This is a genomic window from Winogradskyella alexanderae (genome assembly GCF_020166335.1).
Classification (GTDB): Bacteria; Bacteroidota; Bacteroidia; order Flavobacteriales; family Flavobacteriaceae; genus Winogradskyella; species Winogradskyella alexanderae.
In genome coordinates, this window is record NZ_JAIUJR010000008.1 from 119,785 (window position 1) to 132,269 (window position 12,485).

Sequence of the window (12,485 nt, forward strand, 5' to 3'; positions counted from 1 at the left end):
ATAGGAATAAATGAAAAACTAAATAAATCAAATTTCCTTTAAATTTATTATGCGTGCATAGTAAAAATTCGAAATAAAATAATTAACTTCGCAGTCGCAATTACTTAAACATTTAAGTACAATAAAATTGCCCAAAAAAGATTTTTTTTTTCTTCATTACGATAACGTTATCGTATTGATGCAATAAACAAACATAAACTTAAATAAGATTTGAAAATGAAGATTTTAGTCTGTATTAGTCATGTGCCAGATACAACATCAAAGATCAATTTTACAGAAGGCGATACAAAGTTTGACACCAATGGAGTGCAATTTGTAATTAACCCTAATGATGAATTTGGTTTAACGCGTGCCATGTGGTTCAAAGAAAAACAAGGTGCTAGTGTAGATGTCGTAAATGTTGGCGGGCCAGAAACTGAACCCACTTTAAGAAAAGCCTTGGCCATTGGAGCTGATGCCGCAATAAGAGTAAATACAGAAGCTGTAGACGGTGCAACAGTTGCTAAGCAATTAGCTAAAGTTGTTACAGATGGCGGTTATGATTTAGTAATTGCTGGACGTGAGTCTATTGACTACAACGGTGGAATGGTCCCTGGCATGTTAGCTGCTATGACAGGCGCAAACTTTGTTACCAACTGTATTAGCCTAGAAATAGATGGAACAAATGCTAAAGCTGTAAGGGAGATTGATGGTGGAAAAGAAACAGTTTCTACTTCTTTACCTTTGGTTATAGGTGGTCAAAAAGGTTTAGTTGAGGAAAGTGATCTTAGAATACCAAACATGAGAGGAATAATGATGGCAAGAAAGAAACCGTTAACCATTGTTGAGCCGGTAGACGCAAATGTTGAAACTAAATCAACAGGTTTTGAAAAACCTGCACCTAAAGGAGCCGTTAAGCTTGTTGATGCTGAAAATATAGATGAATTGGTGAATTTGCTTCATAACGAGGCAAAAGTGATTTAATTGAACTAAATCATTCCGAACGTGTTTCGGAATCTTTTGAAATTAAAGAAATAATTAATGAGATCCTGAAACAAGTTCAGGGTGACAAAACTAAGGAATATGTCAGTAATAGTATATACAGAATCAGAAAAAGGAAAATTTAAAAAAGTTGCATTTGAGGTTGTTTCTTATGCCAAGGCAATTGCAGACAAAATGGGTACGTCTGTAACAGCAATAGCTGTTAACGCTGAAAATCCTGAAAGCTTAGGCAATTATGGCGCTTCAAAAGTATTAGCGGTTAATGACGACAGTTTAAATGTTTTTAATGCAAAAAAATATGCTTCGGCCATAGAGCAAGCTACTAAACAAGAAAATGCAAATGTAGTTGTGTTGAGCTCTAGTGCAGACAGTAAATACTTAGCACCAATCTTAGCCGTTGGTTTAGAGGCAGGTTATGTATCAAATGTGGTTGAAGTACCTTCAAACACTGCGCCATTTACAGTTAAAAGAACAGCGTTTACAAACAAAGCATTTGCCCATACAGAAATAAACACAGAAGTTAAATTAATTGGTTTGTCCAATAATTCATTTGGTTTAGTAGAATCAGGAGGTAGTGCATCCGTTGAGACTTTTACTCCAAATATTCCTGACTCAGGCGTTACTGTAGAGTCCGTAGATAAGGCAACAGACAAAGTTAGCATCGCTGATGCTGAAGTAGTCGTTTCTGGCGGCAGAGGTTTAAAAGGACCGGAAAATTGGGCATTAATTGAAGATTTAGCTGAAGTTCTAAATGCGGCAACTGCTTGTTCTAAGCCAGTTTCGGACCTTGGTTGGAGACCTCATAGCGAACATGTTGGCCAAACCGGTAAACCTGTGGCATCCAACTTATACATAGCAATTGGAATATCTGGAGCAATTCAGCATTTAGCAGGTATTAATTCTTCAAAGGTAAAGGTGGTTATCAACACAGATCCAGAAGCGCCATTTTTTAAAGCTGCAGATTACGGCATCGTTGGCGATGCTTTTGAAGTGGTTCCTGTTCTGACAGAAAAATTAAAAGCTTTTAAGGCACAAAACGCATAATTTTATTAACTTGTATATTCCTTAGGACTGTTTAAATTAGGATTTTTTACTGTTGTATTATCGTTTTATCGATTGAACAGGAAAAACAACCAAAACTGTATTTTTCAGTTGGTAAAGTCCAAATTTAAACGGTTCTTTGTGTTTTAGATTTTATGAGTTTAGTTCGTTTAAATATAAAGGGTATTTCCTATAGCCAGACCCAAAATGGTGCTTATGCCCTTATACTCAATGAGGTTGATGGCGACAGAAAACTTCCTATCGTTATAGGTGCTTTTGAAGCACAATCCATTGCAATCGCATTAGAAAAAGAAATAAGGCCTCCACGACCGCTTACACATGATTTGTTTAAGAACTTTGCAGACCGTTTTGATATTGTTGTAAAACAAGTTATTATTCACAAATTGGTAGATGGTGTATTCTATTCCAGCCTTATTTGTGAACGCGACAAAATTGAAGAAATAATTGATGCTAGAACCAGTGATGCTATTGCTTTAGCACTACGGTTTCAAGCACCAATTTTTACCTACAAAAACATTTTGGATAAAGCGGGAATATATCTTAAGGTAAATCCTAAAAAAGACGATGAGGATCAAGATAGCATTTTAGTCGATGACCTTGTCGCCGAAGAAATTGAAAATGCAGTCATTGAACAAGAAGGCTTTAAAGACAAGTCCTTAGACGAACTTGAAAAACTACTGGAGGAGGCTGTAAAGAATGAAGATTACGAAAAAGCAGCCAAAATTCGCGATGAAATTTCCAAACGCTAACTAACTATCATTTCAATGTCAAAATTTTTCAAGGCCATCTTAGCTATATTTGTCTCAATTTGGTCAATTACCGCGCAAGATCTTGAAAAAAGCTGGCAATTTGAATCTATTAAAGACAGTACTAGCAATGCCCTTTTTGATATTACTGAGTCAGACACTTTAAACTTTAAAGATGGTAAGTTTAATTACACCCTTAAAGCCAAAAACAATTTAAAAGCACAAGGGGATTATCTTTACCAAAACAATATCTTGGTGTTATACTACACCACACCAAAAGACACAATTCGTCATTTTAGAATTGAGGCTTTGACCGACTCTTCATTGGTATTTACAGAAAACAAAATAACCTACAGTTACAAACCATTTGTTAAAGAACGAACAATTGCCAATGACATTATTCCCAGTCAAGGATTTACATTAAATAGTTTACTGCGTGGTGCATTGGGAATGCTTGTTTTACTTCTTATTGCCTTTTTATTAAGTAAAAATAGAAAAGCCATTAATTGGCGAACTGTTGGATTTGGCCTATTAGCACAACTTATTTTAGCAGTTGGTGTTCTTAAAGTCCCTTTTGTTCAGGCTGCTTTTGAATGGGTTGGCAGTCTTTTTATAAGCGTTTTAGATTTTACAATGGCAGGTACTAAATTTTTATTTGCTGCTTTTAGTACAAATGAAATTGCAGATTCCTTGTTAACCTTTGCTGTTTCAATACTACCAACAATCATTTTCTTTTCTGCATTGACATCGGTGCTTTTCTATTTGGGTATTATCCAGAAAGTAGTAAAAGGTATGGCTTGGTTGCTCACCAAATTATTACAAATATCTGGTGCAGAAAGCCTAAGTGTTGCAGGTAATATTTTCTTAGGACAAACAGAATCGCCTTTAATGATAAAGGCTTATCTCGAAAAAATGACCAAATCAGAAATTCTCTTGGTAATGATTGGAGGTATGGCGACCGTTGCTGGAGGTGTATTAGCTGCTTATATAGGGTTTCTTGGAGGAACGGACGAAGCACTTCGTTTATTTTATGCGAAACACCTACTAACTGCATCTGTGATGGCTGCTCCCGGTGCAATTGTAGTGTCTAAAATTCTGTATCCACAACAAGAAGAAATTAATTCAGAAATAAAAATAACCCAAGACAAGATAGGCTCTAATATTCTCGATGCGATTGCAAATGGAACAACAGAAGGATTAAAACTTGCTGTAAATGTTGGTGCCATGCTGTTGGTATTCTTAGCCTTTATTGCAATGATAAATGGTATTTTATCTTGGGCAGGGGATATTACCAATCTTAACTCATGGATTGCCAATAACACAACCTATAAAACCTTCTCACTAGAATTTATACTTGGTTACACTTTTGCGCCTCTCATGTGGTTAATAGGTGTTGCTAAAGAAGATATTGCATTAATGGGGCAATTATTGGGTATTAAACTGGCTGCTAGCGAGTTTGTGGGCTACATACAACTAGCAGAATTAAAAAATCCAGCTCAACTTCTTCATTTAAAATATCAGAAATCCATAATCATGGCTACCTACATGCTATGTGGATTTGCCAATTTTGCATCTATCGGCATTCAAATTGGAGGCATAGGGTCACTTGCTCCAGGGCAACGTAAAACCCTATCTGAATTTGGCATTAAAGCATTGATAGGTGGTACTTTGGCGTCTCTTTTATCTGCGACTATCGCTGGAATGATTATTGGATAAAAGCCCATTTAATTCCCCAAAGGGGAAAACACATTCTCGTTAATAACTTTTTATATCTGCGGACAGAAATCTGACGTCTTTAATATTCATTTTAATTAATTTCGTCTTAAATTATTTTAACTATATATAAAAGTTTCTTCCCTTTGGGAAGACAGTAGATGGGCCTATGAAACAATATCACGACCTAGTAGAACATGTTTTAGAAAATGGTAACGAAAAAATGGATAGAACTGGCACTGGCACAAAGAGTGTTTTTGGCTATCAAATGCGTTTTGATTTGAGCGAAGGCTTTCCAATGGTTACTACAAAAAAATTGCACCTTAAATCCATAATTTACGAACTTCTTTGGTTTTTAAAAGGTGACACTAATATAAAATATCTCACAGAAAATGGTGTTAGAATTTGGAATGAATGGGCGGACGAAAATGGTGACCTTGGGCCAGTTTACGGGCACCAATGGCGTAATTGGGCCAGTGAAGAAATCGATCAAATTAAAGCGGTCATTAATGGATTAAAAAAGAATCCAGACAGTCGAAGAATGTTAGTTTCTGCTTGGAATCCCTCAGTCTTACCTGATACCTCCAAATCGTTCTCCGAGAATGTTGCTAACGGCAAAGCGGCTTTACCTCCTTGTCACGCATTTTTTCAGTTCTATGTTGCAGATGGGAAATTGTCTTGCCAATTGTACCAAAGAAGCGCAGATATTTTCTTAGGCGTTCCTTTTAATATTGCTTCTTATGCATTGCTTACCTTGATGGTAGCACAAGTTTGCGGCTTTCAGCCAGGAGAATTTATTCATACGTTTGGCGATGCACATATTTATAATAATCATTTAGAGCAATTAGAATTGCAACTTTCAAGAGACATAAGGCCTTTACCAAAAATGATTTTAAATCCTGAAATAACAGATATCTTTGACTTCAAGTTTGAAGATTTCACACTAGTGGATTACAATCCGCATCCGCATATAAAAGGGGTTGTTGCGGTATAAAAAAACTTCATAAAAAAAGCGTCTCAATTGAGACGCTTTTCATTTTACTTTTTTAATTGCTTACAGGTTTAAAACACCATTCTCTGCTCCAGCGTAATCGCTCCATGCATATGCATCTGCTTGGTCGTCATTGATATAGGCACCATCAACAACATATCTAAACTCATAAGAATTATCTTTTTCTAAATCTACAGTCCCTTTAAAGGTTCCGTTTTTTAACTTTTTAAGCTTAACAGCCTTCTTTTCGTTCCATTCGTTAAATGTTCCAACAACTGCTACTTTTTTTGCTTCTTCTGCAGGCACAGAAAATGTTACTTTACAAACTGGCTTGCTTTTTAAATACTGCTTTTTAATTGCCATAATAGATAGATTTAATTTCGGGTCAAAAGTATAAAAGAAAAATCCACATATTGTAGTTTAATTAACTTATAACTAAAGAATTATTATTTTGGTAAAATAGACTTTACTTTTTCGTAAAGTTCATAATAATAGGGCGTAAAAATTAGTATATTGATAAGACTATTTTTATGGCTTAAGTATTGATAATCAACTATATCGTTTTCGATAATTACTAATTATCAAACTTCAGTTAATACTAAAACGTTTTAGTTAAAAAAGGGTATCTTTAACCCGTCAAATTTAGATTATGTTTGGAAAGAAAAAGCAAGTTTCTACGATAGACAAAGACCAGTTAGAGCTCATAGAATACGCTCAAAAAAGAATCCGTCAAAAAAAGCGTCTTTACTTACATTTTGTGGTGTTTTTAATTGGGGCCGTTTTCCTAATCATAGCTAATACAGTGTTGGGAATTGGTAAAGACTTTACCATTGCTGGCATAAATTGGTTTGTTTACGGCATCCTCATATGGCTATTCTTATTTATATATCACTTTATAAATGTGTTTATTACGAATAAGTTTATGGGTAAGGATTGGGAAAAACTTCAGCTCGATAAACTTGTTAACCAACAACAACAACGAATAGATGCATTAAAGCGTGACATTCTCAAAGAAGAATCTAAGATTGCACAGTCTCAGGCTTACAATGAATCTCTTTTAAAAGGTGAAACGGTCGTAAAAAAAAAGAATAGTGAATTAACCATAATAGTTGCGGTTGGTGAAAATAATGCCATTGGTAAGGACAATGATTTAATTTGGCACCTAAGCAACGACCTCAAACGGTTTAAAAAATTAACTAATGGGCATCATATCATAATGGGGCGTAAAACGTTTGAAAGTTTTCCTAAACCGTTACCCAATAGAAAACATATTGTAATTACACGACAAGACAACTATTCTGTACCAGATGGTGTAATAGTAGTGAATAATCTGAACGATGCGATAGACGCAGCTCAATCTGATGAGCAGCCGTTTATAATTGGTGGAGGTGAAATTTATAAACAATCTATGGCGTTGGCAGACAAACTAGAAATCACAAGAGTGCATGCTAGCTTTAAAGATGCTGATACCTTTTTTCCAGAAATTGACAAGACTATTTGGAAAGAAGTAAACCGCGAAACTAACGATGCTGACGAAAAACATGCCCATGCCTTCTCATTTATTACCTATATGAGAAAATAAATATTTCTATTTTTGCACCACTAAATTGAACATGATATGAAAGCATATATATTCCCAGGACAAGGCGCCCAATTTTCTGGAATGGGCCTGGATCTTTACGAAAAATCACCTTTAGCACAAGAGTTGTTCGAAACCGCAAATGAAATATTAGGGTTTCATATAACTGACATAATGTTTGAAGGCTCAGACGAAGATTTAAAGCAAACCAAAGTTACACAGCCTGCAATATTTCTTCATTCGGTAATATTGGCTAAAACATTAGGCAACCATTTTAATCCAGACATGGTTGCTGGTCATTCATTAGGTGAATTTTCTGCGCTTGTAGCTAACGGTGCGCTTACATTTGAGGATGGCCTTAAACTGGTTTCACAACGTGCCCAAGCGATGCAAAAAGCATGCGAAATACAACCTAGTACCATGGCTGCGGTTCTTGGTTTAGACGATGATATTGTAGAAAAGGTTTGTGGTATGACAGAAGGTGTTGTAGTTGCTGCCAATTACAATTGCCCTGGCCAACTTGTTATTTCAGGAGAGATAGACGCAGTAAATAGAGCCTGTGAAACCTTGAAAGAAGAAGGTGCGAGACGTGCGCTAGTTTTACCCGTTGGTGGTGCATTTCATTCACCCCTAATGGAACCTGCAAGAGAAGAATTAGCATCTGCTATTGAGAATACCGTTTTTAGCAAACCTAATTGTCCTATTTATCAAAATGTTACCGCCTCTGCTGTGACAGACCAAAAGGAAATCAAAGTTAATCTGATTTCTCAACTAACTGCACCGGTAAAATGGACTCAAACTGTTCAACAAATGGTCGCAGACGGAGCAATGCATTTCACTGAAGTTGGGCCTGGAAAGGTACTTCAAGGCTTGGTTAAGAAAATCCATCGAGAAGCCGAAACTGTATCTGCAAGTTTAGACACTAACGCCTAATTTTATTTGTTTTGAACAGAAACCTATTTATCACCCTTTTAATTGTTTTCAATATAGCAATAGATCAGATTTCGAAAGCCATAGTCAGGTCCAACATGATCGAAGGAGCGGCTGGAGAAATTGATGTAATTAAAGGTTATTTTCAACTCATATGGGTTGAAAATAAAGGTGCTTTCCTCGGCATGGGAAGTGATATGAACCCTACTTTAAAACTGATCTTTCTCTTAATTTTACCAACTGTAGTTCTTGGTTATGTTATATACTACATTATTAAAACCAAGGAACTGGACCGTACAAGTTTAATTGCCTTTTGTTGCATTGTAGGTGGCGGTATTGCAAATGTTTTTGACCGAATTGTCTATGGACAGGTTACAGATTTCTTCTTCATTAGAATTACCGATTCGATTAAAACAGGAATCTTTAATGTAGCTGATTTGTCAGTTACAACGGGAATGATTATGCTATTATTTAGCGGTGTCTTTACAAAGAAAAAAAAGACGACAGTTGCTTAGCGTTCTAGCACACAATTTTTACAATCCTTTACCTCGCCATAGTAAGTCTCACGGTATTTATGGATGGTTTTGTAGGGAATATTAAGAATTTGCTTCTTGATGTAGGTAACGTTTGTTTTTAAACGTCCCATTTTTCTGGTGAATCTTGTTTCTACCTTTGTTTCTCGTTTAACGCTTATCAATTTCATTAGTAATCAATTATCATTAGATGCAAAACAACAAAGACTAAGATGCAAACCCAAGTATATCTCGTTAAATTAGTGTTAAGCTATTTAAACGCTATGCTAAAAGATGTTTTCTAATAGTTTTCATCACATCTATATAAACAATCGCAAGTCGAAATAGTGCAATTTTTGATTTAACCTAATAGGCATCCAAAGGGATAAACTGTTATGAAATAGAAATTTCTAGCCTCGTATTTTTTTCTCCCAATTCCAAGCAGAGCGCATAGCGTCATCTAAACTAGATTCTGTTTTCCAACCCAGAACCTCATTGGCGTGTTTTGTGTTGGCATAAGCAGCTGTAATATCGCCTTCCCTTCGCTCAACAATTTTATAATTGAGCTTTGTTCCAGATACTCTTTCAAAAGATTGGATAACTTCAAGTACTGAGCTTCCTTTGCCAGTTCCCAAATTAAATACTTCATAGTTTGAAGCAGTCTTGTTTTGAAAAAGACGTTCTAAAGCCACAACATGTGCCTTGGCCAAATCTACCACATGAATGTAATCTCTTATACAAGTTCCGTCTGGTGTTGGATAATCGTCGCCAAAAACAGAGAGTTGTTCCCTCATACCAATAGCTGTTTGTGTGATGTACGGGACCAGATTTTGTGGTACTCCGATTGGTAATTCTCCTATTTCTGCTGACGGATGCGCACCAATTGGATTAAAATAACGCAATGCAATGGCATTTAAATCATTATTGACCTTACAAGCATCTCTTATTATCTCCTCACCTATTTGCTTGGTGTTACCATATGGCGACTCTGCAGGTTTGACAGGTGCGTCTTCTGTTATTGGTAGTTTATCAGCTTGACCGTAAACAGTACATGACGAGCTAAAAATGAAATTTTTTTGATCTAGTTCACAAATTTGCTGAAGCATGTAAACAAGAGTAGTTAGGTTATTCTCATAATACAAAAGTGGATTTTTCACACTCTCTCCTACCGCCTTACTTGCGGCAAAATGAATAACTCCAGCAATGTCATTATGCTTTTTAAAAAACATAATAACCTTTTCTTTATCTCTTAAATCTAAATTCTCAAAAACTGGTTTCTTACCTGTTATTTTTGCTATACCATCAAGTACATCAATAGAAGAATTGCTTAGATTATCAATAATTACAACATCGTATCCTTTATTCTGCAATTCTACAACGGTATGGGATCCTATAAAACCCAAACCTCCTGTAACTAATACTTTCATTATTATTTATTTGGAGTTATTTATAAAATCTAAAACGGTTTGAGTTATAAAGTTTATTTGATCATCATCTAATTCCGTATGCATTGGTAATGAAATTACGCTATTAATAAGCGTATTAGTCACTTTAAAATCATCTTCATTGTAGCGTTCATCCAAGTAGGCCTTTTGTCTATGAAGTGGAATAGGATAATACACACCGCATGGAATCCCGTTTTCATTTAAATGGACAACAAGTGCATCTCTATCTACGTCTCTTAGGTTTAGTGTATACTGATGAAATACATGGCAGTCACAAGTACTACAAATACCGTCACATTCAGTTCTACCAGATGGAATTGTAATCTGAGGATGGCCATTAAAAGCTTCATTATATTTTCTAGCGGCATTGCGACGCGTATTGTTGTATTCATCTAGATGTGGCAATTTAGCATCTAAAACAGCAGCCTGAATAGAGTCTAATCTTGAGTTTACACCCACCACATCATGATGGTAACGTTTGTACATACCATGATTTACAATTCCTCTAATTGTATGTGCCAAGTTATCATCATTTGTGAAAATTGCACCACCATCACCATAACAACCTAGGTTTTTAGAGGGAAAAAAAGATGTTGATGCCACATCACCAATAACACCTGTTTTTATTTTTGAGCCATTTCTTCGGGTGTAGTTAGCACCAATTCCTTGAGCGTTGTCTTCAATAACATACAGATTATGCTCTTTTGCCAGTTCCAATAGTTCATCCATATTGGCAGCCAATCCAAATAAATGCACTGGTACTATTGCCTTGGTCTTTGATGTTATGGCTTTTCGTACTGCTTCGACATCGATATTAAAAGTAACAGGATCAACATCCACTAAAACAGGTGTTAATTGCAAAAGCGCAATGACCTCAACTGTTGCGGCAAATGTGAAATCTGCTGTGATAACTTCATCGCCAGGCTCTAGCCCTAAACCCATCATAGCAATTTGCAGGGCATCTGTACCATTCGCACAAGGGATAACATGCTTGACACCTAAATAATCCTCTAAATTCTTTTGAAATTGATGCACCTTAGGTCCATTTATAAAGGATGCGCTATCCATTACTTCTTGAATTGATGGATCTACAACATCCTTTATTTTGGCATACTGACCTTGAAGATCAACCATTTGGATTTTTTTCATTCTACTGAAATACTTTAAATAGTTATAAGTCTTAAGACTTTAGCGAAAATACGAAAATGTAATTGCTACTCCAATGCAATTAATTGAAAGAAACGTATTTTAGCACAAATCTAAATTGTTGAGTGTTTTATATAACATAGGTGTCTATTTAATAGCTTTTATGCTAAGGATTCTTGCTGTTTTTAACCAAAAATTAAAACTTGGTGTAATTGGAAGAAAAAACACATTCAGATTATTAAAAAATGGTATCGCCAAGGAGCATAAAACATTTTGGTTTCATTGTGCTTCATTAGGTGAATATGAACAAGGTTTGCCCGTATTTAAGGCTTTACGTAAAACTTACCCTGATCATAAAGTTGTTTTAAGTTTCTTTTCGCCTTCAGGTTATGAAGTGCGTAAAAATACAGATGTGGCAGATGTTGTTGTTTATCTGCCACTAGATACAAAACGAAATGCCAAGAGGTTTTTGGATTTGGTTAATCCAGATTATATCATATTCGTAAAATATGAAATTTGGCCAAATCTCCTCAGTGAAATTAAAAGACGAAAAGCTAAGGCCATTCTTATTTCTGCGCTTTTTAGAGAAACTCAAAGTTTTTTTAAATGGTACGGTAAATTTATGCGTAACGCATTGAAAGCCTTTCAGTATATTTTTACTCAAGATGAAAAATCAAAGTTTCTTCTAGAAAGTTTTGGTTTTAACAATATAACTGTTGCAGGAGATACAAGGTTTGACAGAGTTTCTGATCAGCTAGCAATTAATAACGATATTCCATTTTTGGAAGAATTTGTATCTAACAATGTTTGTATTGTTTTTGGAAGCACTTGGCCTGCAGATGATGAATTGTATATAGACTATATAAATTCACATTCTAATAACGGGACAAAATTTATCATTGCTCCTCACAATGTTAAAGCCAATTATATTGAAGCCCTAAAAAATCAACTCAAGGTAAAAACTGTCTGTTATTCTGAAAAGAAAACCAAAAACCTTTCCGAGTATGGAGTATTTATCCTGGACACTATAGGTTATCTCTCAAAAGCATATAGTTATGCTTCCATTGCTTATGTTGGAGGAGGCGCAGGAACTACAGGGTTGCATAATATACTTGAACCCGCTGTATTTGGCATTCCTATATTAATAGGAAAAAATTATCAAAAATTCCCGGAAGCTAAAAGATTAATTCAACTGGGTGGTGTTAAGGCTGTAGCAACAAATCAAGAGTTTGAAAATCATTTAAACGCCTTATTGAAAGATGAATCCTTGAGACTTAAAATCGGTACAATAAATGGTAATTATATCAAAGAAAATAAAGGTGCTGTAAACCAAATACTTGATGTAATACGTATATAGAGCTCTGAGAAGCTAATATAAAA

13 protein-coding genes are annotated in these 12,485 nt (G+C 35.4%); 9 read left to right on the forward strand and 4 right to left on the reverse strand.

Going from position 1 to position 12,485, the window contains the following annotated elements; all coding sequences use genetic code 11:
• Positions 1-216 precede the first annotated feature (216 nt).
• The 5 genes from LBU54_RS12205 to LBU54_RS12225 all read left to right on the forward strand — a co-directional run bounded on the left by LBU54_RS12205 (position 217) and on the right by LBU54_RS12225 (position 5,496).
• On the forward strand, positions 217-963 hold the full coding sequence (locus LBU54_RS12205) for an electron transfer flavoprotein subunit beta/FixA family protein (protein ID WP_224530108.1): 747 nt from the start codon (positions 217-219) through the stop codon (positions 961-963).
• A gap of 99 nt (positions 964-1,062) precedes the next feature.
• Positions 1,063-2,025, forward strand: a complete 963-nt coding sequence (locus tag LBU54_RS12210) for an electron transfer flavoprotein subunit alpha/FixB family protein (protein WP_224530113.1) — start codon at positions 1,063-1,065, stop codon at positions 2,023-2,025.
• Between the two features lie 152 nt (positions 2,026-2,177).
• The gene (locus LBU54_RS12215) at positions 2,178-2,792 is read left to right on the forward strand and encodes a bifunctional nuclease family protein (RefSeq protein WP_224530114.1); all 615 of its coding nucleotides are present in this window, start codon (positions 2,178-2,180) and stop codon (positions 2,790-2,792) included.
• Positions 2,793-2,807: 15 nt separating this feature from the next.
• Complete coding sequence (locus tag LBU54_RS12220; protein ID WP_224530118.1) at positions 2,808-4,505, forward strand: nucleoside transporter C-terminal domain-containing protein; 1,698 nt, start codon at positions 2,808-2,810, stop codon at positions 4,503-4,505.
• A 166-nt stretch (positions 4,506-4,671) separates the two neighbouring features.
• The gene (locus LBU54_RS12225) at positions 4,672-5,496 is read left to right on the forward strand and encodes a thymidylate synthase (protein ID WP_224530120.1); all 825 of its coding nucleotides are present in this window, start codon (positions 4,672-4,674) and stop codon (positions 5,494-5,496) included.
• A gap of 60 nt (positions 5,497-5,556) precedes the next feature.
• Here the strand turns inward: LBU54_RS12225 and LBU54_RS12230 are convergent, their stop codons facing one another.
• Complete coding sequence (locus LBU54_RS12230) at positions 5,557-5,856, reverse strand: isoamylase early set domain-containing protein (protein ID WP_224530122.1); 300 nt, start codon at positions 5,854-5,856, stop codon at positions 5,557-5,559.
• Positions 5,857-6,142: 286 nt separating this feature from the next.
• Between LBU54_RS12230 and LBU54_RS12235 the strand changes: the two genes are divergently transcribed.
• The 3 genes from LBU54_RS12235 to lspA are packed head-to-tail and all read left to right on the forward strand — an operon-like array spanning position 6,143 to position 8,517.
• Positions 6,143-7,075 (forward strand): dihydrofolate reductase, encoded by a 933-nt coding sequence (locus LBU54_RS12235; protein WP_224530125.1) that lies wholly within the window; start codon positions 6,143-6,145, stop codon positions 7,073-7,075.
• 36 nt (positions 7,076-7,111) lie between these two features.
• Complete coding sequence (gene fabD, locus LBU54_RS12240) at positions 7,112-8,005, forward strand: ACP S-malonyltransferase (protein WP_224530128.1); 894 nt, start codon at positions 7,112-7,114, stop codon at positions 8,003-8,005.
• A gap of 11 nt (positions 8,006-8,016) precedes the next feature.
• A complete protein-coding gene (gene lspA, locus LBU54_RS12245) occupies positions 8,017-8,517 on the forward strand; it encodes a signal peptidase II (protein WP_224530132.1) in 501 nt (166 codons plus the stop codon).
• On the opposite strand, the gene LBU54_RS12250 is transcribed toward lspA, so the two are convergent.
• The 3 genes from LBU54_RS12250 to LBU54_RS12260 form a co-directional block, all read right to left on the reverse strand.
• Positions 8,514-8,705 (reverse strand): hypothetical protein, encoded by a 192-nt coding sequence (locus LBU54_RS12250; protein WP_224530135.1) that lies wholly within the window; start codon positions 8,703-8,705, stop codon positions 8,514-8,516. The genes lspA and LBU54_RS12250 overlap by 4 nt on opposite strands.
• Positions 8,706-8,924: 219 nt before the next feature.
• The gene (gene galE, locus LBU54_RS12255; protein WP_224530336.1) at positions 8,925-9,944 is read right to left on the reverse strand and encodes a UDP-glucose 4-epimerase GalE; all 1,020 of its coding nucleotides are present in this window, start codon (positions 9,942-9,944) and stop codon (positions 8,925-8,927) included.
• 3 nt (positions 9,945-9,947) lie between these two features.
• Positions 9,948-11,108, reverse strand: a complete 1,161-nt coding sequence (locus LBU54_RS12260; protein WP_224530138.1) for a DegT/DnrJ/EryC1/StrS family aminotransferase — start codon at positions 11,106-11,108, stop codon at positions 9,948-9,950.
• 160 nt (positions 11,109-11,268) lie between these two features.
• Between LBU54_RS12260 and LBU54_RS12265 the strand changes: the two genes are divergently transcribed.
• Positions 11,269-12,462: a 3-deoxy-D-manno-octulosonic acid transferase gene (locus LBU54_RS12265; RefSeq protein WP_224530141.1), complete on the forward strand. Its 1,194-nt coding sequence runs from the start codon at positions 11,269-11,271 to the stop codon at positions 12,460-12,462.
• Positions 12,463-12,485 lie beyond the last annotated feature (23 nt).

Excerpts from the sequence above, each read along its gene's own strand:
- LBU54_RS12205 (WP_224530108.1), top strand. The coding sequence starts at position 217 with ATGAAGATTTTAGTCTGTATTAGTCATGTGCCAGATACAACATCAAAG.
- LBU54_RS12210 (WP_224530113.1), top strand. The coding sequence starts at position 1,063 with ATGTCAGTAATAGTATATACAGAATCAGAAAAAGGAAAATTTAAAAAA.
- LBU54_RS12215 (WP_224530114.1), top strand. The coding sequence starts at position 2,178 with ATGAGTTTAGTTCGTTTAAATATAAAGGGTATTTCCTATAGCCAGACC.
- LBU54_RS12220 (WP_224530118.1), top strand. The coding sequence starts at position 2,808 with ATGTCAAAATTTTTCAAGGCCATCTTAGCTATATTTGTCTCAATTTGG.
- LBU54_RS12225 (WP_224530120.1), top strand. The coding sequence starts at position 4,672 with ATGAAACAATATCACGACCTAGTAGAACATGTTTTAGAAAATGGTAAC.
- LBU54_RS12230 (WP_224530122.1), bottom strand. The coding sequence starts at position 5,856 with ATGGCAATTAAAAAGCAGTATTTAAAAAGCAAGCCAGTTTGTAAAGTA.
- LBU54_RS12235 (WP_224530125.1), top strand. The coding sequence starts at position 6,143 with ATGTTTGGAAAGAAAAAGCAAGTTTCTACGATAGACAAAGACCAGTTA.
- fabD (WP_224530128.1), top strand. The coding sequence starts at position 7,112 with ATGAAAGCATATATATTCCCAGGACAAGGCGCCCAATTTTCTGGAATG.
- LBU54_RS12250 (WP_224530135.1), bottom strand. The coding sequence starts at position 8,705 with ATGAAATTGATAAGCGTTAAACGAGAAACAAAGGTAGAAACAAGATTC.
- LBU54_RS12260 (WP_224530138.1), bottom strand. The coding sequence starts at position 11,108 with ATGAAAAAAATCCAAATGGTTGATCTTCAAGGTCAGTATGCCAAAATA.
- LBU54_RS12265 (WP_224530141.1), top strand. The coding sequence starts at position 11,269 with ATGCTAAGGATTCTTGCTGTTTTTAACCAAAAATTAAAACTTGGTGTA.